This window comes from Streptomyces sp. NPDC057638 (genome assembly GCF_042800315.1).
Classification (GTDB): domain Bacteria; phylum Actinomycetota; class Actinomycetes; order Streptomycetales; family Streptomycetaceae; genus Streptomyces.
In genome coordinates, this window is sequence record NZ_JBHVHF010000091.1 from 1 (window position 1) to 25,404 (window position 25,404).

Below are 25,404 nucleotides of genomic sequence, written 5' to 3' on the forward strand. Positions count from 1 at the left end.
GCGGAACGCTGTCCGCGGGGCCCTTGTCCCTGTCCGGTCGCCCCATGGACGGAGATCCGCGATCCCCGCGGTCCGTACGACTCCCTGTGACGTGTACGACTCCATGCGGCTCGTACAACTCCATGCGACGTGTACGACTCCATGCGGCTCGTACGACTCCATGCGGTCCGTACGACCCCCTGTGACGCGTACGGACTTCATGTGACGCGGCACGTCTCCGTACGACGCCGTACGTGACCGCACCACACCGGCCGCCCGGAGTGGTCTACGTCACAGGAATTCGCGTGGTGCGCGGGTGCAACCCTTCTCCCCGGCCGTGGGTCAACCCATGCGTAACAACGGCCTCACCCGTGAACCCCCGCCTCGGAGGGCCTGACGCTGTGCCACCCGCCCGTGGCACCCGACACCACGCGAGGTCTTCATGAAACTGCGCCGTGCCATGGCGGCCGTCGCCGCGTCCGCCGTGATCGCCCCGGCCGTGGTCCTCACCACGACCGCCGCCCACGCGACGGAGAAGGACGCCTCCGTGTCGGTGTCCAGTTCCCCCTCGCCGAGCGTCTCGGAGAGCGCCCCGAGCGTGGAGCCGTCCGGCTCGGCCAGCGGTGAGCCGGGCGAAGGGAACGGCGGGAAGGAGTCCAAGGAGCCCGGCTCCGGCGACGGCTCGGGCTCGCCCTCCCCGTCGGACGAGAGCTCGGCCCCCGAGGAGGGCACCAGTTCGTCCCCCGCCCCGAGCGGCAGCGGCTCGCCCACCCCGAGCCCCTCCACCAGCGAGGGCGAAGAGGAGGAGCCGGGCTTCTGCGAGGAGGACCCCGGGATCGAGGTCGCCATCAAGGGCCTGCCCGGCAAGATCGCGGCGGGCAGCGGCTGGCACACGTTCGAGCTGAGCGCGCGCAACGACTCCAAGACCACGCTCACGGACCTGGTCTACTTCGCGGGCGCCTCCGCCGACAAGGACGGCGAGAAGCTCTTCCGCACCAAGCAGATCAAGCTCCAGGCGTATGACCCCGACGCGAGGACCTGGCGCGGTCTCGAAGGTCCCAACGGCGAGACCGTCGGCTTCGTGGGCTGGTCCGACGAGCTGAAGCCGGGTCACCGGGCCACGATCCCGCTGCGGATCGATGTCACCTCCTCGGCCCCGGCCGGCAGCGCCTTCTCCCTCGGGGTCGGCCTCTATACCGACAGCGAGGCCAACTGCGAGGGCTTCAGCGACACCGCGTACCGGTTCCAGATCGTGACGGCGGGCACGGACACCGGCGGTACCAAGCCGCAGGAGGGCGGCAAGGTCCCGGTTCCGCCGCGGAAGCCGAAGGCGGAGACCCAGACCAGCCCGCGGGTCACCGGCGCGCTGGCGGCCACCGGCTCCAGCTCGGTGCTGCCGACGATCGGTCTCGTCGGAGGCGTCGCCGTCGTGGCGGGCGCCGGAGTGGTCTTCGCGGTCAAGCGCCGCCGGAGCGGCGAGTCGGCCTGACCCGGCGCGCGGCACCAACGCCGCGCCACCCAGCACGGCCCACTCGCCGCGCCACCGCGCGCGGCCACGGGCCGCGCCACCAAGACCCAGGGAGGTCGCTGCATTCGGAGGGGGGTGCAGCGGCCTCCCTGTGCGTCCGGCACGGAAGGTTACGGAAGGTTACGGAAGATACGGCGCCGGATCGGGGTCTCACACATCCCGGGGCCGGACCGTCGGCATCCCCAGGAACGGAAGCCGCAGTTCACCGAAGGCACCCGGGGGGACGGCCGGTGCTCTGGGGGCCACCGGGGCGAGCCGCGCGTAGGCGGCGCCCTGGGGCGGGCGGGGGTCCTCGTCCCCGTGGTTGGGCCAGAGCGCCAGGGCGCGTTCGGCCTGGGCGGTGATGGTGAGGGAGGGGTTCACCCCGAGGTTGGCGGAGACGGCGGCCCCGTCGACGACCGAGATCCCCGGATGGCCGTAGAGCCGGTGGTAGGGGTCGATCACCCCGGTCTCGGGGCGGTCGCCGATCGGGCAGCCACCGAGGAAGTGCGCGGTGATCGGGGTTCCCATCAGCTCGCCGACGTTGGAGCCCGCGAAACCGTTGATCTCCTCGGCGAGCAGCGAGGCCGCCCGGGTCGCCTCCGGGATCTGGTACGGGTTGGGCGCGCCGTGCCCCTGCCGGGCGGTGAGCAGTCCCTTGCCGAGCCCGCGCGGTTTGCGGTACGTCGTCAGCGAGTTGTCGAGCGACTGCATCACCAGCGCGATGATCGTCCGCTCCGACCAGCGCCACTGGGAGAGCGAGCGCGCGGCGAGGACGGGATGGCGGGCCATGTTCCCGAGCCATCCGGCGACCCGTCCCCGCATCCGGTAGGGCACCTGGAGGACCGTCAGCGCGCCCATCGCGTTGGAGCCCTTGCCGTAGCGGACGGGCTCGATGTGGGTGTGGGCGTCGGGGTGGACCGAGGAGGTGATCGCCACCCCCCGGGTGAAGTCGGCCCGGTCCGTGCCGTGCCGGGCGCGGTAGCGGCGGTCGTCGGTCTGCGCGCCCACGATCGCCTCGGAGTTGGTACGGGTCAGCTCGCCCAGCCGTCCGGAGAGCCCCGGCAGCAGCCCGCTGTCGCGCATCTGGTGCAGCAGGGTCTGCGTCCCGTACGTCCCGGCCGCCAGGACCACCCGGGGCGCCCGGAACGTACGCCCGCGGCCCCGGCGGCGGTTGTCGCTCGGCAGCGTCCCCACGGCGTAACCGCCGCGCGCGTCGCCGGTGAGGGAGATGACGGTGGTCATCGGGTGGACCACGGCGCCCGCGCGCTCGGCGAGGTGGAGATAGTTCTCGTTCAGGGTGTTCTTGGCGCCGTGACGGCAGCCGGTCATGCACTCGCCGCACTCGTGGCAGGCGCGCCGCGCGGGCCCGGCGCCGCCGAAGTACGGGTCGGGAACCTCCGCGCCGGGCTCGGCCATCACCGAGCCGTCGGCGTCGGAGCCGTCGCCGAAGAAGACCCCGACCGGGGCCATGTGGAAGCTGTCGCCGACGCCCATCGCCCGCGCCGCCGCCTTCAGATGGAGGTCCGACGGGGTCATCGTCGGATTGACCCGGACACCGAGCATCCGCCGTGCCTGGTCGTAGTACGGCTTGAGTTCGTCCCGCCAGTCGGTGATGTCCCTCCACTGCGGGTCCTCGAAGAAGGCGGCGGGCGGTACGTAGAGGGTGTTGGCGTAGTTGAGCGAACCACCGCCCACCCCCGCGCCCGCCAGCACCATCACCTTGCCGAGCAGATGGATCCGCTGGATACCGAAGAGCCCGAGCGCCGGGGCCCACAGGAAGTTCCTCAGGTCCCAGGAGTTCTTCGGCAGGCTCTCCCGGGTGAAGCGGCGCCCGGCCTCCAGGACCCCGACCCGGTAGCCCTTCTCCGACAGCCGCAGCGCGGCCACCGAGCCGCCGAAGCCCGAGCCGATGACGATCACGTCGTAGTCGTACGCGGACGATTCCTCAGCAGCGGGCATGGCCCTCCTCAGCACGGGACGACGGAACCAGCGGAACGGCGGTACGGGAAAGCGGGGCGTTACGTCTCCAGGAGGGCGCTGGCGGTGACCTCAGCGCAAGCTCAGCGTCTTCAGCGCATTCTGAGGGATTTCATCACGCGCAGGGAGCGGTTCATGAGAGCCGCGTACCGCTCGTCGTCCATCCCGAACGACGGGGCCAGCGGCAGCAGCCGCTGCTGCGCCACCGTCTGGGCCTCGGTGTACTTGAGGATCCCCTCGGAGCCGTGCCGGCGGCCCACACCGGAGTCACGCATGCCGCCCATGGGCGCCCCGGCGCTCCCGTAGGCCGCCGCGTACCCCTCGTTGATGTTCACCGTGCCCGAGCGCAGCCGCGCCGCGACCTCGTGCCCGCGCCGGCCGTCGCGCGTCCAGACGCTCGCGTTCAGTCCGTACGCGGTGGCGTTGGCGGCCTCGACGGCCGCGTCCTCGTCCGTGAAGCGGTAGACGGAGACGACCGGGCCGAAGGTCTCCTCGGCGCAGACCGCCATCGGTGGCTCGACGCCGTCGAGGATCGTCGGCTCGTAGAAGTAGGGGCCGAGGTCGGGGCGGGCGACACCGCCCGCGATGACGGTGGCGCCCTTCGCCACGGCCTCCTCGACATGGCGGACGACCGTCTCCAGCTGCCGCGCACCGGCCAGGGAACCCATGTCCGCCCCGTACGCCAGCGCGGAACCGAGCCGCATCGCCCGCGTCCGCGCCGCGAACCGGTCCAGGAAGCGCTCGGCGATCGACGCGTGGACGTAGAGCCGCTCCATGGAGATACAGAGCTGGCCCGCCGAGGAGAAGCACGAGCGGATCGCGCCGTGGGCGGCGCGCTCGATATCGGCGTCATGGAGCACCAGCATGGGGTTCTTGCCGCCGAGTTCGAGGGAGTAGCCGACCAGCCGGGCCGCGGCGCCCTGGGCGACCTCGCGGCCGGTACGGGTGGAGCCGGTGAAGGAGACATAGTCGGCGTGCTGGACCAGCGCGGGGCCGACGACCGGGCCCTCGCCGATGACCACCTGGAAGACCTCGGCGGGCAGACCGGCCTCGATCAGCAGATCCCGGGCCCACAGCGCGGTGAGGGCGGTCTCCGTGTCGGGCTTCATCACGACCGCGTTGCCGGAGACGAAGGCGGGCAGCGCGTCGCCGATGGAGAGTTCGAGGGGGTAGTTCCACGGGACGATCTGGCCGACGACCCCGCGCGGCTGGCGCAGCTCGGTGGTCCTGGTGAGGACCGGGACGACACCCGCGTGGCGCCTGGGACCGAGATAGGCGGCGGCGCGGCGGCCGTAGTGGCGCGCGGCCACCGCGGTGGCCTGGATCTCCTCATGGGCGTGGAGCCGGGCCTTGCCGGTCTCCAGCTGGATCAGGTCGAGGACCTCGGCCTGGCGCTCCAGCAGCAGATCGTGAAAGCGCAGCAGGACGGCCGCCCGCTCCCGTACCGGGACCGCCGCCCACACCGGCTGTGCGGCGCGGGCCCGCTCGAACGCCTCGGCCACATCCCCCGGTGTCGACTCCGGCAGCTCGGCGAGTCTGTCGCCGGTGAGGGGTGAGTGGTTCGCGGTCCGCCCGGACCCCAGGACGCCGCGCACCAGCTGGGCCACCACCTCCGGAGTCACCACGTCGGCGGCGGTACGGACCCCGGGCGGGGTGACCGCGGCGGGGTTGGTGCCGACAGGGGTCTTCGACTGCGACGGAGACGGCTGCGTCATGCGCCCGAGCCTATGCCGCGCCGCCGCCCTTTGGGTACCCGCGGGTAACACTTTCCCAGGGCGTACGGGGCGGGGGTGCGGCGCGCCTCGCACCAAGGGCGACGCGCCGCCACCTCCACGCCGTGCGGGCCGGGCCGCAGCGCCGCGCTGGGCGGGGGGTCACCCGGGGGCGGAGGCACCCGCCAGGGAACGGGATACGGGATACGGGAGAGCGCGGGGCCAGGGGCGCCGGGGCGGGCGCGGGCCCAGGGGCGATCCGGCGACGGTCTCCGCGCCAGGGTGGGCGCGCGGGCGCGGGTGGGCACCGTGAGAATTCCCCTCAGCCGGGGGCGGCGACCGGCGCCACCGGCGCCCTCAGCGCGTGGTCCGGTAGTCGACCCGCGCCGACGCCCTCAGCACGCAGACCAGTAAGCGAACCGCGCCGACGCCCTCAGCACGCAGACCAGTAAGCGACCGGTGCCACCGGCGTCCTCAGCGCGTGGTCCGGTAGGCGTCCGCCGCCACCCGGTAGGCCGCCATCACCTTGTCGCGCTGCTCGTCCGGGCCGATCACCTGCACCACGTGGTACCGGCCGCCGAGGACCATCACCAGATTGCGGACGAAGACCTGCCGTCCCGTGGTGTCCTCCCAGCTGAACTGGCCCTCGGCCATCACCCTCCGGCCGATCTCTATCCGCCGCAGCCCGTTGGCCACCGCCCATGAGGAGTCCCGGTACGGCTGGAGTTCGCGCTGCTTGTCCCGCTGGTAGGCCAGGGGGTCGCCGCCGCTCTCGCGGGCGCTGTCCCGGCCGGGCACCACGATCAGGGTGAAGTCCCCGTTGCCGTAGCGGACCTGGCCTATGTCGTTGATCGGCCGCCGCTCCCATCCCTCGGGGACTCCGATCTGGAAGCCCTCCGGGTCCTTGCGCAGGGTGAAGCCGTCGGGCAGCTTCGCGGGCTCCGTCGAGGTCTGCGGGAGCTGGGAGCCGGGTGTGGTGGAGCCCGAAGGCGCCGGGGACGCGGGCGGCGTCGCCGTGCCCGGGCCCCCCTCGGGAGCGGGCTGGGCGCTCGGCGCGGCGGGCTTCCCCTCCGCTCCCGTACGCCGGTCGTTCTCGCCGCCACCGGCGCCGGTGTCGGCGGACTTCGGCATGAAGAGCATGGCGTACGCGATGGCCGCCGCCATCAGCAGCAGGACCACCCCGACCAGGATGCGGCCGAGGAAGCGCGGACCGCGCCGCTCGGCGCGGGGCTTCTTGTGCCGGTGGCGGCCGTGGACCACATCGGTGGTGGTGCGCCGTCGGCGGACCAGCTCACCCCGGCGCCGGACGACGGGCAGCCGTCCCCCGCCGCCCGCGGGCGCGGTGCCGGGCGCGGGCAGCGCAACGACGTCGACGCCCGCGTCGGGCTCCGGCGCCGAGCGGATCAGCGACCGCAGCCAGCCGCTCAGCTCCTCCACGTCCGGGCGCTCGGTGGGGTCCTGCCGCAGCAGCGACTCCACCACCGGCCGCAGCGGTCCGCACTCCTCGGCGAAGGCGGGCGGCTCGGCGCACACGAGCTGGGCCAGCTCGGCGGCGTTCTCCTCCGGGTAGGGGGCGTGGCCCTGGACCGAGCGGTAGAGCAGGGCGCCCAGCGCCCAGAGGTCCGTCGCGGGGCCGACGGGCGCCGCGAGCTGCCAGTTCTCATGGACCGGGCCCGCCTGTTCGGGTGCCCAGCGCTCGGTGACGGCGCCGACGACGGCGATCCTCGCCTGGCGGGCGCGTTCGGCGGCCAGCGGAGTGGCGGGGCCCCGGTACTCGGGGGTCCCGGCGCCCGCGACCACCTCGTCCCAGCTCCCCACGGGGGCCGCCGCGGGCCCGTCCGGATCGGCTGTCGCCCCGGAACCGTGCGGCCCAGACAGCCCAGACGAGGCGGACGACACAGACGGCTCGGACAACACCGGGACATGGCGTCGTTCGGCCTCGGCGCGCGCGGTGTCCGGGGCGGCGATACCCCAGCCCCCGGCGGCCGGTTCCGGCGCGGGCAGCGCGGGCGGGCGCGGCGTGGACCGCTGCCGTACGCCATAGGGGTCGCTGTCCCGGTACGGATGGCCGCCACCGCCCGCCGTGAGCGGCCGGGCGCCGTCCGGGACCGTGCCGGAGCCATCGCTCCAGGTCCCCGCGAGCCGCGCGGGTCCGCCGGAGGACAGGTTCCCGGTGCCCGGCTCGCCCGGCTTCCTGGCCCACCAGTCCGGATCGTGCCCGGACTGCACGGGGTGGTCCGCGCCGCGTTCCTCCTCGCCGACGCGCGCCCCGGCGCGCGCGCCCGCGCGGTACGCGGCTATCGCGCCCGACCGGGCCGCCCGGACATCCGGCGCCCCGCCGTCGTTCCCGTGCCGCAGCTCCGCCGGGGACGCGTACGGGCGGACCGGACCGGGCCCGGCCTCCCGCTCCAGCGCGGGCGTGCCCTCGTACTCCACGCCCGAGCCGTAGGCGCCGCGGGAACCGCCCGCGCGATCGTCCTCGGGCGTCTCATACGTCTCGTACGGCTCGTCGCCCTCCACGCTCCCGGTGTACGGATCGTCGTCCTCCGCGCTCCCGGTGTACGGGTCGGGCTCGTCGTCTCCGTACGCGTACACACCATCATCGTCACCGGCATCGGTGTCATCCTCAGCACCCCCGTCGCCCTCATCGAAGGAAGGGGGTTCCGGGAACTCGACGGGCACCGGGGCGTAGCCGCAGAGGGCTTCCTCGGCGGCGCCGGAGGCGAGACCGGTGAGGACGACCCGCCCGTCGTCGCAGACCAGGACGGTGCGGGCGGTGATGTTGCGATGGGTCCAGCCATGGGCGTGCAGGACACGCAGGGCGGTGAGGACATCGGAGGCGACCTCGGCGGCCCGGTAGGGCGAGAGCGGCCGGTCGGCCAGCAGGGCCGCCAGCGGCCGGGCGTGGACGCGCTCACTGACTATCCACAGCGATCCGTCCTCGGCGAAGACGTCGAAGACCTGGTCGAGCCGGGGGTGGTCGGGGATGCGCGCGGCGGCCTGGGCGGCCTCGATGGCGCGGAGCACGGCGGGTTCGGTGAGGCTGCGGCCCGCACGGCTCAGGGCGCGGCGCTGGGCGGCGGCGCCGGACGGGGTCTCGGGGGCGGTGGCAGCGGCCTCGATGAACTCGGCCTCGACCACCTCCGGCAGCGGTACCTCGCGGACCAGGACCTCCTGGCCGCTGTAGGTGTCGAAGGCGCGGCTCTCCGCCAGCTCGTACGCGTCGGACGGAGGCAGGGGCAGACGGTAGCGGTCGCCGAGCACCCTTCCCGCATAGTCGTCCACGCCGCCTCCCCTCAAGCGCGCTGCCCGCTCAGCCGGTCCCGGGGACCGGGAGATAACGCCGACAGGTCATTACGCGTCAATTCCGGTCATGTCGCGGAGGGTTGTGGTCGATACCATCCGCGCGCCTTCACGATACGTGTCCCGCGTCAGTCCTTGGGCTTGAACGTGGCGAACGCGGTCTCGCGCAGGGTCTTGCACTCCGCCGCCTCCCATTCGTCCGCCTTGCAGGTGATCATGATGGCGTAGCCGCGCCGGTCGTCCACCTTGAAGCCCCTGTCCAGGATCCGTACCCTCTCGCCGCTCTGTTTGCGCTCGAACTCCCAGTCGGCGACGGTCGGATAACCGTTGTACGAGACCTTGGCGAGACCCAGTTCCCGGAATCCCGGAGAGGACTTGCTGACGGGCCCGCGCAGGCTCTTCCACGCGGCGACGGCGTCGTCCACAGGGTTGGGGTTGAAGTCGATCTGGAGTCGGGGGAACGCACCAGGCGCGCGGCCGTAGACACCCCCCGAATTCTGGCCCGCCACATGGGTCCGGCGGAAGTCCCCGGGCATCGCGACGCTGAAGCGGAACTGGTCGTCGGCGACCGTGGTGTACCCGGCGGGCAGGGTGCCCGCCGAGGCGGTGGAGGTGCCCTTCGTACCGCCGGAGCCCTCACGGGCCTGGCCGGTGGGGTCCTGACCGGCGGCCTTGGCGGCCGAGCCGTTGGCCGCGGGATCGGAGCCCGGGGTCGTCCCGGCCTTCGCCCCCGCCGAGGCGGCGGGGTTCTTGGCACCCGAGGTCTTGTCGGAGTCGGTGTTGTTGGCGTTATCGGCGTTGTTGGCCACCACATAGGCCACGACCGCCAGCACCGCCAGCACCACCACCACGGCGACGATCACCAGGGTCCGGCGGGGCACCACATCGCTCAGCGGGGCGCGGGGCGGCAGCGGCCGGGACGGGGGATCCATCGACGTCGGCACCGGATGGACGGGGGCACGAGGAGCGCGCCGGGCGGGCTCGGGCGCCACCGGTCCACGCGGGCGCGCGCCCGGTCCGGACGGTGCTCCGTATCCGTCCCGTCCGCCCTGTGCGCGAGGGGCGGCCGGGGGACGGACCCGCTCCTGGGGCCGGGTGGGCGGCGGGATCGTCGGCAGGACCATCGCCTGGGTGGCGTCGACCGGGGCGGGCCGCGCCACCTCCGGCGCGTGGATCACCTTGGTGAGCATCGTGCGCGCGGTGACATCGTCCAGCCGCTGCGCCGGATCCTTGGCGAGCAGCCCGTAGATGACCTCCTCCAGCGGGCCCGCGTGCTTGGGCGGGTCCAGGGGCTCGGTCATCACGGCGGTCAGCGTGGCTATCGCCGATCCCTTGTCGTACGGGGGGAAGCCCTCCACGCTCGCGTAGATCAGTCCGCCGAGCGACCACAGGTCGGCGGCGGGCCCCGGACGGTGGCCCCGCGCCCGCTCGGGGGAGATGTACGAGGGGGCGCCGACCAGCATGCCGGTCGAGGTGATCGACGGGTCGCCCTCCACCTGCGCGATGCCGAAGTCGGTGAGCACCACCCGGCCGTCGTGGGCGATCATCACATTGGACGGCTTCACATCGCGGTGCAGGATGCCCTCGCGGTGAGCCGAGCTGAGGACATCGAGGATCGCGAGCCCGACCTCGGCGGCCCGGCGCGGTGTCAGCGTGCCGTCCTCGCGGATGACTTCGGCGAGGGACTTGCCCTCCACCAGCTCCATCACGATCCAGGGGCGGTCGTCCTCGTCGACGACGTCGAAGACGGTCACCGCGCTGTTGTCGCGGATCCGGGCGATGGCCTTGGCCTCCCGGAGCGTCCGCGTGATGAGGCGGCGCTTCTCCTCGTCGTCGATGCTGTTGGGGAAGCGCAGTTCCTTGACGGCGACGGTACGGCCGAGGGTCTCGTCCTCGGCCCGCCAGACGGTGCCCATGCCGCCGCGGCCGAGCACCCCGCCCAGGCGGTAGCGCCCGGCGAGCAGTCGTCCCTCCGCGCCCTGGGAGGCGTCGTGGGCGCCGTTCCGCGCGGTTCCGGCGCCGCCCCGGCTCCCGCGCGCGGGAGCCGCGTCCCGCGTGTCCCGTGCGTCCCGTCCCTCGCGGCGCTCCCCGGAATCCCGGCCGTCCACGCCGGACCGGCCCGCCGTACCGGCCCTGTCGGCGATGTCGGCGGTGTCGGTCTGGGCGCGGCCGGATTCCCGGTCGCTCTGTGCGTCCCGTGCGTCCCGTGCGTCCTGACCGTCCCGTGCGTCGCGGTCATCGCGAGCGGTGGGCTGCCGTGGGACCGACGTGTCCGTTCCCGGCGGCGGATCCTGCCGTGCTGTCACGGCGCGCTCCTCGGCGGTCGGCTGGTCCTCCACCAGGGTCCGGGCGTCGGCCCGCGCCCCGGTCGGCGTGGCCCCGCCGGCGTCCCGGTCACCACCGCGCGGGTCACCGATCCGGCGGCCGCCACGGTCACCCGCCGAAGACGGCGCGGCGGCGGAGGCAACGCCCGTGCCGGACCGTGCGTCTGTACGGGCGTCAGAACCGGACCGGCCCCCGGCCCAGGGACGCACCTCGGCCCCGGGCGCGCCCGTGCTCTCACCCGGCTGACCGGAACCCCCGCCGGAGTGCTCCGGCTTCAGCGGCGTGGACCCCTCAGACGTGTCCCGCTGGGGCTTCCGCGACTGCTCCGCCTCCGACATGCGTCCCCTCTGCGATCCCTGGTTTCCGCCCGTGCCCGCCGCTTCCGCGCGATGCGATAACACGCCCTGACGGAGCCTTCATTGTTCCTCACTCCGGGACCGGTACGTCTCCGGGGTCCCCAGGGGACGCACCGGACCGGCCCGCCATCAGAAGGGACCACCCCACCATGCCATCTGACCGGCACCCGGGTCAGGACCCGTCCCACTCCTTGGTAGGCGACGGGGCAGGGAACGGGGCGGGGAACGACACCTGGCGGCGCACCCGCGGCACGGGCTCCGCCCCGCCCCTCCCCCCGCGGCCGGCGGCACGGAGAAACACGCCCGGCCGCGAGGCCGGCCTCCCCACCACCTCCGAAAACCCGTAGGTGGTGGGTCCATCCCGCGGACGCGGGACCGACACGCTCTCGCCCGTGACGGTGTCCACGGCGCGCGCGGTCCATCCCCGTGGAACCAGAGACCACCCCCTGATCCAGCCTCATCCACCCGACAGGTCCACACCGCACCCGCGCCGCCCATACGAGGCGTGGTCGGCCCCGAGGCCCCGAGGCCCCGTCAGACGTTCCCGCCCTGGGTCACCACGCCGCACACCGCACGCCGCCCGCCACGCGCACCACCCCGCCACGCGTCACAACGACCTACGTCACAACGACCTACGTCACAACGGCACGCGCCACCCCGGCAAGGTCACAGCGGCAAGGTCACAGCGGCACGATGTCCGGCGCTCCCAGCCGTGCGGCGTCGGCCGTCAGATCGTCCGGCTGGCGCTGGGACTCCCGCTCGGCCTCCACCCGCTTCTCGTAGTGCGTCACCTCCTTGTCGATCTGCGCCTGTTCCCAGCCGAGCACGGGCGCCATCAGCTCCGCGCACTCCCGGGCACAGCGGGTACCCCGGTCGAAGGTCTCGATGGAGATCCGGGTACGCCGGGTCAGGACGTCGTCCAGATGGCGGGCGCCCTCATGGGAGGCGGCGTAGACGACCTCGGCCCGCAGATAGTCGTCGGCGCCGGTGAGGGGGTCGCCGAGCGAGGGGTCGGCGGCGACGAGGGCGAGAACCTCGTCGACCATCGACCCGTACCGGTTCAACAGATGCTCCACCCGCACCACATGGAGACCGGTGCGGGCGGCGATCCTCGCCCGCGCGTTCCACAGGGCCGCGTACCCCTCGGCGCCGACCAGGGGGATCTCCTCGGTGACACAGGCGGCCACCCGCTGGTCGAGCCCGTGGACCGCCTCGTCCACCGCGTCCTTGGCCATCACGCGGTACGTCGTGTACTTGCCGCCCGCGACGACGACGAGTCCGGGCACCGGATGGGCCACCGTGTGCTCCCGGGAGAGTTTGCTGGTGGCGTCCGACTCCCCGGCGAGCAGCGGGCGCAGCCCGGCGTAGACGCCCTGGACGTCATCCCGGGTCAGCGGCACGGCGAGGACCGAGTTGACATGCTCCAGCAGATAGTCGATGTCGGCGCTGGACGCGGCCGGATGCGCCTTGTCCAGGTCCCAGTCGGTGTCGGTGGTGCCGATGATCCAGTGGCGGCCCCAGGGGATGACGAACAGCACCGATTTCTCGGTCCGCAGGATCAGCCCGGTGGTGGAGTGGATGCGGTCCTTGGGCACCACCAGATGGATGCCCTTGGAGGCGCGGACGTGGAACTGGCCGCGCTCACCGATCAGGGCCTGGGTGTCATCGGTCCACACCCCGGTGGCATTGACCACCTGACGGGCACGCACCTCGTACTCCCCGCCGCCCTCGACGTCCTGGACCCGGGCGCCCACCACGCGCTCGCCCTCGCGCAGAAAGCCGATGACCCGGGCCCTGCTCGCCGCCAGCGCCCCGTAACTCGCGGCGGTACGGACCAAGGTGGCGACATAGCGGGCGTCGTCCATCTGCGCGTCGTAATACTGCAACGCACCGACCAGAGCGTCCTTGCGCAGGGCGGGCGCGACGCGGAGCGCCTGACGGCGGGTGAGGTGGCGGTGGACGGGCAGTCCCCGGCCATGACCGGACGAGACCGACATGGCGTCATAGAGCGCCACGCCCGATCCCGCGTACAGCCGCTCCCAGCCCTTGTGCTCCAGGGGGTAGAGGAACGGCACCGGCTTCACCAGATGGGGCGCGAGCCGCTCCAGCAGCAGGCCGCGCTCCTTCAGCGCCTCACGGACCAGCGCGAAGTCCAGCATCTCCAGATAGCGCAGTCCGCCGTGGATGAGCTTGCTCGACCGGCTCGATGTGCCCGACGCCCAGTCGCGGGCCTCCACCAGCCCGGTGGAGAGCCCTCGTGTGACCGCGTCGAGCGCCGTGCCCGCGCCGACCACTCCGGCGCCCACCACCAGCACATCCAGCTCGCGCTCGGCCATGGCCGCGAGCGCGTGGGCGCGCTCCTCGGGTCCCAGTGTCGCTGTCCTCACCGCGCTTGCCTCCCGTCGCCCCCGTCTGCCCTTGCTGGTGGTGTGGCCGCCGGAGGACCCTGCCTCCCGAGCCCACCCGACCGCCGGTCCGCCGGTCCATGAGGGCGCCGCCGGTCCATCGGTCCATCCACGCGTCGCCAGTCGATCGGCGCGTCACCGCCCCTGCCGCGAGGTGTGCGCGATCGGTCCGCGCGGCCCCCGCCGCCCAGGGCTGCGACACCGCCACGGGCCCGGCCGGGACACACCCCGTCCGGCCCTCGCGGACCGGTGTCACAACATCGATTCTGTCCGCAGTCGACGACTTCAGCCACCGCCTGTGGATAACACTCGGTTCACCACGGGCCCGCAATACCGCATAACGGTCATATTTAAGCCTAGTGTGACATTGCGCCCGCCCTCTCCGCCCACAGGGCTTGCGCCCAGGAAAGGACGGCCCACACCATGCCCTCAGACCTCGCCGTCATCGGCCTCGGCCACCACGGGCTGCCCCTCGCCCAGGCCGCCGTCGCCGCCGGGATCGACACCATCGGCTACGACGCCGACCCGCGCCAGCTCGGTGAGCCCGCCGCCGGACGCACCCCCGCCGATATCCGCCGCATGGTCTCCGGGGGCTTCCGCACCACCACCGATCCGGCCGTGCTCGGCCGGGTACGCACCGCCGCGCTCTGCGTCCCCACCCCCCTCGGCACCGACGGCACACCCGACCTCACCGGCCTCGCCGGGGCCGCCCGCACGCTCGCCGCCCAGCTGCGTCCGCACACCACGGTGCTGCTGGAGTCGACCGTGCTGCCGGGCACCACCGAGTCCTTCCTCCGCCCGCTGCTGGAGGAGGGCTCCGGGCTCCGGGCGGGCCGCGACTTCCATCTCGCCCATTCGCCCGGACGGGTGGATCCCGGCAGCCGCACCCACACCGTCGCCAACACTCCCAAGGTCATCGGCGGTCTCACCCCCGCCTGCACCGAGGCCGCCGCCGCCTTCTACGGACGGCTCACCGACAAGGTGGTCCGCGCCCGGGGCCTGCGGGAGGCCGAGACGGTCAAGCTCCTGGAGACCAACTTCCGGCATGTGAACATCGCCCTGGTCAACGAGATGGCCGTGGTCTGCCATGACCTCGGGGTCGATCTGTGGGACGTCATCCGCTGCGCCGAGACCAAACCGTACGGATTCCACGCCTTCCGCCCCGGCCCCGGCGTCGGCGGCCACGGTGCCGCGCTCGACGCCCCGGACGCCCTCCTCCACGACGGCGCCCGCTCCCCCGGCCCCGCCCTGCGCATGGTCGGCCTCGCCCGGCAGATCAACAGCCGGATGCCGCGCTATGTCATCCAGCGCTGCGCCACCTTGCTGAACGAACACGGGAAGTCGGCCCGCGGCGCCCGGATCCTGCTCCTCGGCGTCACCTACCGGCCGGACCTCGCCGACCTCCAGGGCTCCCCCGCCCCCGAGATCGCCCAGGGACTCACCGGCCTCGGCGCGACGGTCAGCTACCACGACCCCTGCGTCCCCGACTGGCGCGTCGACGAGCGGCCCGTCCCCCGTGCCGACTCCCTCTACGAGGCGGCCGCGGCCGCCGATCTCACGGTGCTCCTCCAGCACCACCGCACCTATGACCTCCAGGGCCTGGCCGTGAAGGCCCAGCTCCTCCTCGACACCCGGGGTGCCACCCCGGCAGGCGCCGCCCACCGCCTGTGAAGCCCGCCGCCCGTCCTCAGGGGACGCGTCACGCACGCCCCTTCGGAGAACGCGTCTCCTATGAGACGCGCGGCGGTACGGAGCGGGGCCCGGCACCATCTCCCTGGTGCCGGGCCCCACTCGTCCCACTCACGCGCGTACGGCAGCCGCTGACCGGCGCACCGCGCGAACCGCTCAGCGCTTGTGCTGGGCGTCCGCGACCGTGACCTCGACGCGCTGGAACTCCTTCAGCTCGCTGTAGCCGGTGGTCGCCATCGCTCGGCGCAGCGCCCCGAAGAAGTTCATCGAACCGTCCGGGGTGTGCGAGGGACCGGTGAGGACCTCCTCGGTGGTGCCCACGATGCCCAGGTCGACCAGCTTGCCGCGCGGCACGTCCTCGTGGACGGCCTCCATGCCCCAGTGGCGCCCACGGCCCGGGGCGTCGGTGGCACGGGCCAGCGGGGAGCCGATCATCACGGCGTCCGCGCCACAGGCGATGGCCTTGGGCAGATCGCCCGACCAGCCCACACCGCCGTCGGCGATGACGTGGACATAGCGACCGCCGGACTCGTCCATGTAGTCACGGCGGGCGGCGGCCACATCCGCGACCGCCGTGGCCATCGGGACCTGGATGCCCAGCACGTTGCGCGTGGTGTGCGCGGCGCCGCCGCCGAAGCCGACGAGGACGCCCGCGGCGCCCGTACGCATCAGATGCAGCGCGGCCGTGTAGGTGGCACAGCCACCGACGATGACCGGCACATCCAGCTCGTAGATGAACTGCTTCAGGTTGAGCGGCTCGGCGGCGCCGGAGACATGCTCGGCGGAGACCGTGGTGCCGCGGATGACGAAGAGGTCCACCCCGGCGTCGACGACGGCCTTGGAGAACTGGGCGGTGCGCTGCGGGGAGAGCGCGGCGGCGGTCACGACACCGGCGTCACGCACCTCCTTGATGCGCTGCCCGATCAGCTCCTCCTTGATGGGAGCCTCGTAGATCTCCTGGAGGCGGCGGGTGGCGCTCTCCACCGGCAGCTCGGCGATCTCGTCCAGGAGCGGCTGGGGGTCCTCGTACCGCGTCCAGAGGCCCTCCAGGTTCAGGACGCCCAGACCCCCCATCTCACCGATGCGGATCGCGGTCGCCGGAGAGACCACGGAGTCCATCGGGGCGGCGAGGAAGGGCAGCTCAAAACGGTAGGCGTCGATCTGCCAGGCGATCGAGACCTCCTTCGGGTCCCGTGTGCGCCGGCTCGGCACGACGGCGATGTCGTCGAACGCGTACGCCCGGCGTCCGCGCTTACCGCGCCCGATCTCGATCTCAGTCACCTTGTCTGGCCTTTCCCTCTACGTCTGCGCCTACCAGTATCACCGACACACGTACGAGGGGCGGCTCCGGTTTCCCGGGGCCGCCCCTGCGCCGCGCGCGACGGTGTCGTCCCGCTACTTCCTGCTGTAGTTCGGTGCCTCGACCGTCATCTGGATGTCGTGCGGGTGGCTCTCCTTGAGGCCCGCCGAGGTGATCCGTACGAAGCGGCCGTTGGTCTGGAGCTGCGGCACCGTGCGCCCGCCGACGTAGAACATCGACTGGCGCAGCCCGCCCACCAGCTGGTGGACGACGGCGGAGAGCGGACCGCGGTAGGGCACCTGGCCCTCGATGCCCTCGGGGACCAGCTTCTCGTCGGAGGCCACGCCCTCCTGGAAGTAGCGGTCCTTGGAGAAGGAGCGCTGCTCGCCACGGGACTGCATGGCGCCCAGGGAACCCATGCCCCGGTACGACTTGAACTGCTTGCCATTGATGAACAGCAGCTCGCCCGGCGACTCCTCACAGCCCGCGAGCAGCGAGCCGAGCATCACCGCGTCGGCGCCCGCGACCAGGGCCTTCGCGATGTCACCCGAGTACTGGAGGCCACCGTCGCCGATGACCGGGACCCCGGCCTCCTTGGCGGCCAGCGACGCCTCGTAGATCGCGGTGACCTGGGGGACACCGATGCCCGCCACCACACGCGTCGTACAGATCGAGCCCGGACCGACACCGACCTTGATGCCGTCGACCCCGGCGTCGATCAGCGCCTGGGCGCCATCGCGGGTGGCGATGTTGCCGCCGATGACGTCCACTCCGGCGGAGTTGGACTTGATCTTGGCGACCATGTCGCCGACCAGCCGGGAGTGACCGTGGGCGGTGTCCACGACGATGAAGTCGACGCCCGCCTCGATCAGCGCCTGGGCCCGCTCGTAGGCGTCGCCCGCGACACCGACGGCCGCGCCGACCAGCAGCCGGCCGTTCTTGTCCTTGGCGGCCATCGGGTACTGCTCGGCCTTCACGAAGTCCTTGACCGTGATCAGGCCCTTGAGCACCCCGGCCTCGTCGACCAGCGGAAGCTTCTCGATCTTGTGGCGGCGCAGCAGCTCCATGGCGTCCACGCCGGAGATCCCGACCTTGCCCGTGACCAGCGGCATCGGGGTCATGACCTCGCGCACCTGACGGCCACGGTCCGACTCGAAGGCCATGTCACGGTTGGTGACGATACCGAGGAGCCGACCACCACGGTCGGTCACCGGCACACCACTGATCCGGAACTTGGCACAGAGCTGGTCGGCCTCGGCCAGCGTCGCGTCCGGGTGCACGGTGATCGGGTCGGTGACCATGCCGGACTCGGACCGCTTCACCAGGTCCACCTGGTTGGCCTGGTCGGCGATGGAGAGATTGCGGTGCAGCACGCCCGCGCCGCCCTGGCGGGCCATGGCGATGGCCATCCGGGACTCGGTGACCTTGTCCATCGCCGCCGACAGCAGCGGAATGTTCACCCGGACGTTCTTCGAGATGTGCGAGGAGGTGTCGATCTGGTCGGGCGCCATGTCCGACGCGCCCGGCAGCAGCAGCACATCGTCGTAGGTCAGCCCGAGTGTCGCGAATTTCTCGGGCACTCCGTCGACGTTGGTCATGACACCTTCCCCAAATGGCCTTGATCGGTGCGGATGTCCATGCTAACGGCCCCGGCCGCCGTCTCATTCCACGATCAAGGCCGACAGGGGGCTTTGTGGGTTGACACACATGATCGACAACGACGGATCAGGGGTGCGGACCGGGGCTGACCTGGGCGGGAGCGGGACAACGCCCCGGCGGGACTCGGCGCCCGGAGCGTGAGCGGGTCCGTGAACCGGCTCGCGGGCCGATGCCCGTACCGGTCCCCACACAGGCGCGGGAAGCACCCGGGACGCTGTGCGCGAGGTCACGGCGGAGCCCCGGAGCCCGACCCGGGAACCACGGCGGGTGCGCCCCGCCGGAACACCGGCCGCCCCGGCGCGACACGTCAGGGAACACGGGTCGGCGCGAGAACCGGACTGGATCATCAGTCGGCGCGACCACTGCATCACCGGTGCCGGGAAGGGGCGCCCTCGCGGTCATGGACGCCCTCCCGGTCGATCACTGCTCCGCGAGCGCGCGCAGACGGCTGAGCGCCCGGTGCTGGGCGACCCGCACCGCACCCGGCGACATCCCGAGCATCTGCCCCGTCTCCTCGGCCGTCAGCCCGACCGCCACCCGCAGCACCAGCAGCTCGCGCTGGGTCTCCGGAAGATTGGCCAGCAGCTTTCTGGCCCACTCGGCGTCATCACTGAGGAGCGCGCGCTCCTCAGGGCCGAGCGAGTCATCGGGCCGTTCGGGCATCTCGTCGGAGGGCACGGCCGTCGATCCCGGGTGGCGCATGGCCGCCCGCTGGAGATCGGCGACCTTGTGCGCCGCGATGGCGAAGACGAAGGCCTCGAACGGCTTGCCCGTGTCCCGATAGCGCGGCAGGGCCATCAGCACCGCGACACAGACCTCCTGGGCGAGGTCCTCCACAAAGTGGCGCGCGTCCCCCGGCAGTCGGCTCAGCCGGGTACGGCAGTACCGCAGCGCGAGCGGATGGACATGCGCCAGGAGATCATGCGTGGCTTGCGCGTCTCCTTCGACAGCACGGTGCACAAGTGAGCCGATCACCGTGGTCTGGTCGTCACGCATCGGTCCATGGTGCCTTGGTGGCCGCTGATCCGTGGCACCGCGTCCCATGTTGTGCACCGAAGCGTTATGAGCAGGTGCGCCGGAACTCATCGCCTGCGCCCTCCCCTTCCGCTCGCCGGACTCGTTCCCGAGGAACTCCACATCTCAAGGATGCGGCATCGCCGGGGAAACGGGTGCCCGCGTTCTCCGTCTCCCCGCCCGACCATGTCGGTGGGGCGGGGTTCGGCAACCGGCCGGGCGGCTCGGCAGCCGCCGGACCAGGGCCTTTGCCACCGGTTCCGGCGCCTGGCGGGAAACCGGGCGGCGGGCCCAACTGTGGGCCCTTCTCCCGGGTCCACGCCTCGGGCACGGGCCACGCACGCGCCCGGACCCGGGGCGGGCCACCCCTGGGCTACCGCACCAGACCCCAGCGGAACCCGAGCGCGACGGCGTGGGCACGGTCCGACGCGCCGAGCTTCTTGAAGAGCCTGCGGGCGTGGGTCTTGACCGTGTCCTCGGAGAGGAACAGCTCACGGCCGATCTCGGCGTTGGACCGTCCGTGGCTCATGCCCTCCAGCACCTGGATCTCCCGCGCGGTGAGCGTGGGGGCGGCGCCCATCTCGGCCGAGCGCAGTCTGCGCGGGGCCAGCCGCCACGTCGGGTCGGCCAGGGCCTGGGTGACGGTCGCGCGCAGCTCGGCCCGCGAGGCGTCCTTGTGCAGATAGCCACGGGCACCCGCGGCGACGGCCAGGGCCACGCCGTCCAGGTCTTCCGCGACCGTGAGCATGATGATCCGGGCGCCGGGGTCGGCGGAGAGCAGTCGGCGGACCGTCTCCACCCCGCCCAGGCCGGGCATCCGTACATCCATCAGAATCAGGTCCGAGCGGTCCGCGCCCCAGCGGCGGAGGACTTCCTCGCCGTTGGCCGCGGTCGTCACGCGCTCGACGCCGGGCACGGTCGCGACCGCGCGGCGGAGCGCCTCTCGGGCAAGCGGGGAGTCGTCGCAGACGAGGACGGATGTCATGGCCGCCCTCCGGAGCTGATGCGCGTCACCTTGAGCCTCCAGGCTGGATACATGTCGTCACCTGTGCGGTTGAACGCTCTCGGACATGTGCCCGAGCGCTTCTTCTTTCAACCGCCTCCGCCCTACCAACGATGGTCACTCGAAAGAGTTACGGGTTCGCCAGCCCTCTTCGGCACTCTCTGTACGCGCCCGGGTACGGCGCCCCACGCGACGGGGGAACGGTTCTTCACGCATCACATATGCCCCATTTAGCGGATTTTCTTCACTTTAGTGGCTGTCTGTGGCTAGATTCGCAATGAGTCATATTTACATCTACTTAGACAGTAGATGTACCGTCGTGAGGCAGTGTGCGAGTGAGGACGGAGCTCGTGTCCCGCTCGTGCGCGGCCCGACGGATCCACTCAGCACGGTTTCAAGGGGCAAGCGCTATGGCAGATTTCTCCCGCCTTCCCGGACCCAACGCCGATCTGTGGGACTGGCAGCTCCTCGCGGCCTGCCGTGGGGTGGACAGCTCCCTCTTCTTCCACCCCGAAGGCGAGCGGGGCGCGGCGCGGAGCGCGCGCGAGAACTCGGCGAAAGAGGTGTGCATGAGGTGCCCGGTACGCGCGGAGTGCGCGGCCCACGCGCTGGCCGTGCGGGAGCCGTACGGCGTGTGGGGCGGACTGACCGAGGACGAGCGCGAGGAGCTGATGGGACGGGCGCGGCACCGGCTGGTCCCGGCGACGAGCGCGCCGAGGACGGACGCGGGCTGAACGACCTCGCGGCACACGGTTTCGCAGAAACGTTCCTGCGGTGCGGTGCGCCTTGCGGTGTGGTGCGGTGCGCCTTGCGATGCCGTGCGTCCCGCGATGCCCTGCGCCTCGCGGACGGCATCGGTCCCGCCGGGCAGCGCCCTGCGGCCCGGTCGGCGCGCACGACGGCGCCGGGGCGCTGCCAAAGCCACCCGGCCGCCCCCGAGCCCCCAAGCCCCCAAGCCTCCGGCGCCGACCCCAAGCCGGCGCGGATGGCGCCACCGTCCGGCCCCGCGCCGCCCGTGCGGGCGGCGCCTGGCGGGCCGACGCGACGCCGGGTCGGCCGTTTCGTGCGAGGCCATGTCACGTGAGGCCAGCTCACATGAGGTCGTGTCGAGCGAGGCCATGCCGTGGCCGCCGGGCGGGATGGCGTGCCCGGTGTCCGTACGCGTCTCCCTCGGTGACGCGCGCGCCCTGGGAGGCGGGTGGAACGCGTGGCCATAGGCGCGCTCCCCGCGCCTCACGGGACGCGGGCGCGGTCAGCGGGCGGCGGCCGCCGCGAGCTGGTCGAGCGTGGCGGCCACGGCGGGCACCTGGGCCAGATCCGGCAGGGTGAGCGCGACGATCTCCCGGGCGACCGGAGGCTCGACCGTGACCGTACGCGTGCCCTTGGGGCGGACGGACTCCAGCGCCAGCTCCGGCAGGACCGCGACCCCCAGACCCGCCCCGACGAGTCCGATCACCGCGGGGTAGTCATCGGTGGCGAAGTCGATTCGCGGGGTGAACCCGGCCGTCTCGCAGACCTCCACCAGCTGGCGGCGGCAGCGGGGACAGCCCGCGATCCAGGGTTCGTCGGCGAGGTCGCCGATGGTGACCGCGCCCGCGTCGGCGAGCCGGTGCCGCTCGGGCACCAGTCCCACCAGCCGGTCCGAGAGCAGGGGCCGCACCACCAGGTCGTCCCATCCGGCGCCCTGTTCCGCCGCCCCGCCGTAGCGGAAGGCGAGGGCGATGTCGCAGTCGCCCTCGCGCAGCATCTCGACCGAGCGCGGCGGCTCCGCGTCCACCAGGGAGACCTGGGTGCCGGGATGGGCGGCGCGCAGGGCGGCCAGCGCCGTGGGAACCAGGGTCGAGCTGCCACTGGGGAAGGAGACCAGCCGGACCCGGCCCGCCCGCAGCCCGGCGATGGCCGCGATCTCCTCCTCGGCGGCGGTGAGTCCGGCGAGGATGCCGGAGGCGTGGCGCACCAGGACCTCCCCGGCCTGGGTCAGCCGGGTCTCCCGGCCCGTGCGGACCAGCAGCGGGGTGCCCGCCGAGGTCTCCAGGGCCTTCATCTGCTGGCTGACGGCGGGCTGGGTGCAGCCGAGCGCCCGGGCGGCGGCGGAGAAGGAGCCGGTCGCGGCGACCGCGCGCAGAACGCGGAGATGTCGTGCTTCGATCACCCTTCGACTATAAGCGGACCTTGGGGTCGAGGGGAAATATGCCGCGATCACTTTGAGAATAAGGGTACTAACGTAACGCCATGAGACTTCTGACCGTGAACGTGGGCAAGCCCATCACCGTCGACTACACCCAGGCCGAGGGCGGCGTCACCGGGATCGACAAGCGGCCCGTGGACGGGCCCGTATGGGTGTCCGCGCCCCCGCCGACCACCCCGGAGGCCGGCGGGGAATCCGGGCTCGCCGGGGACACCATCGCCGATCACCGGTTCCACGGCGGCACCCATCAGGCGGTCTACGCCTACGCCCGCGAGCAGCTCGACCGGTGGGAGGAGGAACTGGGCCATCCGCTGGGCAACGGAACCTTCGGCGAGAACCTCACCACGGTCGGGCTCGACGTCGACGGCGCGCTGATCGGCGAGCGCTGGCGGATCGGCGACCAGGTGGTGCTGGAGGTGTCCAGCGGGCGCATCCCCTGCCGTACGTTCGCGGGCTGGCTCGGCGAGCGGGGCTGGATGAGGCGTTTCACCCAGCGGGCCGCCTCCGGGGCCTATCTCCGGGTCATCGAGCCCGGCGAGATCCGCGCCGGGGACCCGGTCGAGATCGTGCACCGGCCGGACCACGAGGTGACCGTGACCCTGGGCTTCCGGGCGGTGACCACCGAGCGGGATCTGCTGCCGGAGCTGCTCGCGGCGGGCGAGGCGCTCCACCCGGTGTGGCGGGAGAAGGCGCGGCAGTATCTGGAGAAGGGCGCGAAGAGCACGAAGGCCTGAGCGCCGGATACGCCCTGGGCGGTGTCCAGAGCCCCGGGATACACCGGATGTACGGGATGTACAGGGCCGCGAGGCCGGAGCCGCCGGTCCGCGCGGTCGCGTCCCGGGCGGCCCCTGGATCCACGGGCACCAGTCCGCGGCAACCCGTCCACGGACACCAGTCCACGGACACGACTACGCAGACACGAGGACACGGACACCGGTACGGATGGACCGCGGCCGTCGACCCGCCGCGCCGCCAGCGGGCACCGGGACCGTCGGAGGGGGACGGCGGGCGAGCCGGGTTCGCGCGCCGCCGTCGTACGCGGGGCACTAACGTGCCGCCTATGACGACTGCACTGATCACGGGAGCCACCGCGGGCATCGGCGCCGCCTTCACCCGGCGCCTCGCCGCCAACGGACACAACCTGGTGCTGGTGGCCCGCGACACCGCGCGGTTGCGCAGCCAGGCCACCGAACTCCACGACCGGCACGGGGTCGAGGTCGAGGTGCTGACCGCGGACCTGTCCCAGGACACGGGCATCGAGGCGGTCGAGAACAGGCTCTCCGACCCCAGGAACCCGGTGGACCTGCTCGTCAACAACGCCGGCTTCGGCAACAAGGGAAGCTTCCTCGACGTCTCCCTCGCCGATGAGCTGACGATGCTCAAGGTGCACTGCGAGGCCGTCCTGAGGCTCACCACCGCCGCCACCGGCCCGATGCGTGAGCGGGGGCGGGGCGGAGTCGTCAACGTCGCCTCGGTGGCGGCCTTCGTACCGCGCGGCACCTATGGTGCCTCGAAGGCATGGGTCGTGCAGTTCACCCAGGGCGCGGCCCGTGATCTGGCGGGCTCCGGGGTGCGGCTGATGGCGCTCTGCCCCGGCTTCGTACGGACCGAGTTCCACCAGCGGGCGGGCATGGGCACGGAGAACATCCCCGGCTGGATGTGGCTGGACGCCGACAAGCTGGTCTCCGAGGCCCTCACCGACCTGGCGCGCGGCAAGACGGTCTCGATCCCCGACCCCCGGTACAAGGCCCTGATGGGGGTGGTGAAGCTGGCGCCGCGTGGGCTGCTGGGCGGCGTCACCTCCAGGACGGGCCGCAAGTACGGGCCGAAGTAGGGGCCCTGGATGGCTGACGGACCGCCGATGGACCGGCCCGAGGTGCTGCTCGCGATGGGTCCCGGTGTCGCCGACCGGCTCCTCACCCCGGAGCACCGGCACCGGCTCGCCGCCCTGGTACGCACCGACCCCGACCTGGTGGCGCACGATCTGACGGACCCTCCGCCCGCGGTCGCCACCGCGCTCTCCACCGCCGACGCGCTGCTGACCTGCTGGGGCGCGCCGGTGCTCAGCGCCGAGGCGCTCGCCGCCGCGCCCCGGCTGCGGGCCGTCGTCCACGCGGCGGGCTCGGTACGGCACCACATCACCGACGCCTGCTGGGAGCGCGGGCTCACGGTCTCCTCGGCCGCCGCCGCCAACGCGCTGCCCGTCGCCGAGTACGCCCTCGCCGCGATCCTCTTCGCCGCCAAACGCGTCCCCGCCGTGGCACGGCGGTACGCGGCGTTGCGCGCCCCCCACGACTGGGGCGCCGAACTGGCCGGGGCGGGCGCCTACCGGCGCACGGTCGGCGTGGTCGGCGCCTCCCGGGTCGGCCGCCGGGTGATCGCGTTGCTGCGCCCCTTCGACCTGCGGGTCCTGCTGTACGACCCGTACATCGACGACGCCGGGGCCGCCGCCCTGGGCGCGGTACGCATGGATCTGGACCAGCTGTGCCGTGCCAGCGACACCGTCACCCTGCACGCCCCCGCGCTGCCGGAGACCGAGGGGATGATCGACGCCCGGCGGCTGGCACTGCTGCGGGACGGCGCCACGCTGGTGAACACGGCGCGCGGGGTGCTGGTGGACGGCCCGGCGCTGCTGGCGGAGCTGGTCTCGGGGCGGCTGTCGGCCGTCCTCGATGTCACCGAACCGGAGGTGCCGCCCGCGGACTCACCGCTCTACACCCTTCCGAACGTGCTGCTGACCCCGCATCTGGCGGGGTCACTCGGGGGTGAGCTGCACCGGCTGGCGGAGTGCGCGCTGGATGAGCTGGAACGGTTCGCGACGGGGCGGCCGTTCGCGGAGGCGGTGGACCGGGAGGCGCTGGGGCGGCTGGCGTGAAGGCGCGCCGGGGCCGGGGCTTGGGGCCGGGCCCGTTCCCGGCGGACGCGAGATACGCCGGAAGGCGGCGGAACACGGCGAGGGCCCGGTGCTCCCGTCAGGGGAGCAC

At 72.7% G+C, this 25,404-nt stretch carries 16 protein-coding genes; 6 read left to right on the top strand and 10 right to left on the bottom strand.

Going from position 1 to position 25,404, the window contains the following annotated elements:
• The first annotated feature begins 421 nt into the window (after positions 1–421).
• On the top strand, positions 422–1,468 hold the full coding sequence (locus tag ACFVIM_RS15270) for a hypothetical protein (protein ID WP_384301271.1): 1,047 nt from the start codon (positions 422–424) through the stop codon (positions 1,466–1,468).
• Between the two features lie 189 nt (positions 1,469–1,657).
• Here the strand turns inward: ACFVIM_RS15270 and ACFVIM_RS15275 are convergent, their stop codons facing one another.
• From ACFVIM_RS15275 to ACFVIM_RS15295, 5 genes are all read right to left on the bottom strand, one after another.
• Entirely contained in the window at positions 1,658–3,448 is a 1,791-nt protein-coding gene (locus ACFVIM_RS15275; RefSeq protein ID WP_384301273.1) for a GMC family oxidoreductase N-terminal domain-containing protein, read from the bottom strand.
• Positions 3,449–3,558: 110 nt separating this feature from the next.
• On the bottom strand, positions 3,559–5,181 hold the full coding sequence (locus ACFVIM_RS15280; protein ID WP_384301274.1) for a succinic semialdehyde dehydrogenase: 1,623 nt from the start codon (positions 5,179–5,181) through the stop codon (positions 3,559–3,561).
• A 471-nt stretch (positions 5,182–5,652) separates the two neighbouring features.
• The gene (locus ACFVIM_RS15285; protein WP_384301276.1) at positions 5,653–8,463 is read right to left on the bottom strand and encodes a protein kinase; all 2,811 of its coding nucleotides are present in this window, start codon (positions 8,461–8,463) and stop codon (positions 5,653–5,655) included.
• A gap of 146 nt (positions 8,464–8,609) precedes the next feature.
• Positions 8,610–10,397, bottom strand: a complete 1,788-nt coding sequence (locus tag ACFVIM_RS15290) for a protein kinase (protein ID WP_384301294.1) — start codon at positions 10,395–10,397, stop codon at positions 8,610–8,612.
• A 1,445-nt stretch (positions 10,398–11,842) separates the two neighbouring features.
• Entirely contained in the window at positions 11,843–13,549 is a 1,707-nt protein-coding gene (locus ACFVIM_RS15295; protein ID WP_384301277.1) for a glycerol-3-phosphate dehydrogenase/oxidase, read from the bottom strand.
• A gap of 441 nt (positions 13,550–13,990) precedes the next feature.
• On the opposite strand from ACFVIM_RS15295, the gene ACFVIM_RS15300 reads away from it, so the two are divergent.
• Positions 13,991–15,238 (top strand): nucleotide sugar dehydrogenase, encoded by a 1,248-nt coding sequence (locus tag ACFVIM_RS15300; RefSeq protein ID WP_384301279.1) that lies wholly within the window; start codon positions 13,991–13,993, stop codon positions 15,236–15,238.
• 174 nt (positions 15,239–15,412) lie between these two features.
• Here ACFVIM_RS15300 and ACFVIM_RS15305 read toward each other — a convergent pair whose 3' ends face one another.
• From ACFVIM_RS15305 to ACFVIM_RS15320, 4 genes are all read right to left on the bottom strand, one after another.
• A complete protein-coding gene (locus ACFVIM_RS15305) occupies positions 15,413–16,537 on the bottom strand; it encodes a GuaB3 family IMP dehydrogenase-related protein (RefSeq protein WP_384301281.1) in 1,125 nt (374 codons plus the stop codon).
• Between the two features lie 114 nt (positions 16,538–16,651).
• Entirely contained in the window at positions 16,652–18,154 is a 1,503-nt protein-coding gene (guaB, locus tag ACFVIM_RS15310; protein WP_384301283.1) for an IMP dehydrogenase, read from the bottom strand.
• Between the two features lie 481 nt (positions 18,155–18,635).
• Positions 18,636–19,211 carry a sigma-70 family RNA polymerase sigma factor gene (locus ACFVIM_RS15315; protein ID WP_384301284.1) on the bottom strand — a complete coding sequence of 192 codons (576 nt, stop codon included), beginning with the start codon at positions 19,209–19,211 and terminating at the stop codon, positions 18,636–18,638.
• Between the two features lie 391 nt (positions 19,212–19,602).
• Positions 19,603–20,214, bottom strand: coding sequence for a response regulator transcription factor (locus ACFVIM_RS15320; protein ID WP_003948568.1), 612 nt, complete (start codon positions 20,212–20,214; stop codon positions 19,603–19,605).
• Between the two features lie 428 nt (positions 20,215–20,642).
• Between ACFVIM_RS15320 and ACFVIM_RS15325 the strand changes: the two genes are divergently transcribed.
• A complete protein-coding gene (locus tag ACFVIM_RS15325) occupies positions 20,643–20,966 on the top strand; it encodes a WhiB family transcriptional regulator (protein WP_384301286.1) in 324 nt (107 codons plus the stop codon).
• A 518-nt stretch (positions 20,967–21,484) separates the two neighbouring features.
• On the opposite strand, the gene ACFVIM_RS15330 is transcribed toward ACFVIM_RS15325, so the two are convergent.
• Complete coding sequence (locus ACFVIM_RS15330; protein ID WP_384301287.1) at positions 21,485–22,384, bottom strand: LysR family transcriptional regulator; 900 nt, start codon at positions 22,382–22,384, stop codon at positions 21,485–21,487.
• 80 nt (positions 22,385–22,464) lie between these two features.
• On the opposite strand from ACFVIM_RS15330, the gene ACFVIM_RS15335 reads away from it, so the two are divergent.
• The 3 genes from ACFVIM_RS15335 to ACFVIM_RS15345 all read left to right on the top strand — a co-directional run bounded on the left by ACFVIM_RS15335 (position 22,465) and on the right by ACFVIM_RS15345 (position 25,295).
• Positions 22,465–23,154: an MOSC domain-containing protein gene (locus ACFVIM_RS15335; protein ID WP_384301289.1), complete on the top strand. Its 690-nt coding sequence runs from the start codon at positions 22,465–22,467 to the stop codon at positions 23,152–23,154.
• A 326-nt stretch (positions 23,155–23,480) separates the two neighbouring features.
• Positions 23,481–24,254 (top strand): SDR family NAD(P)-dependent oxidoreductase, encoded by a 774-nt coding sequence (locus ACFVIM_RS15340; RefSeq protein WP_384301290.1) that lies wholly within the window; start codon positions 23,481–23,483, stop codon positions 24,252–24,254.
• A gap of 9 nt (positions 24,255–24,263) precedes the next feature.
• Positions 24,264–25,295 carry a hydroxyacid dehydrogenase gene (locus ACFVIM_RS15345; RefSeq protein ID WP_384301292.1) on the top strand — a complete coding sequence of 344 codons (1,032 nt, stop codon included), beginning with the start codon at positions 24,264–24,266 and terminating at the stop codon, positions 25,293–25,295.
• Positions 25,296–25,404: the final 109 nt, after the last annotated feature.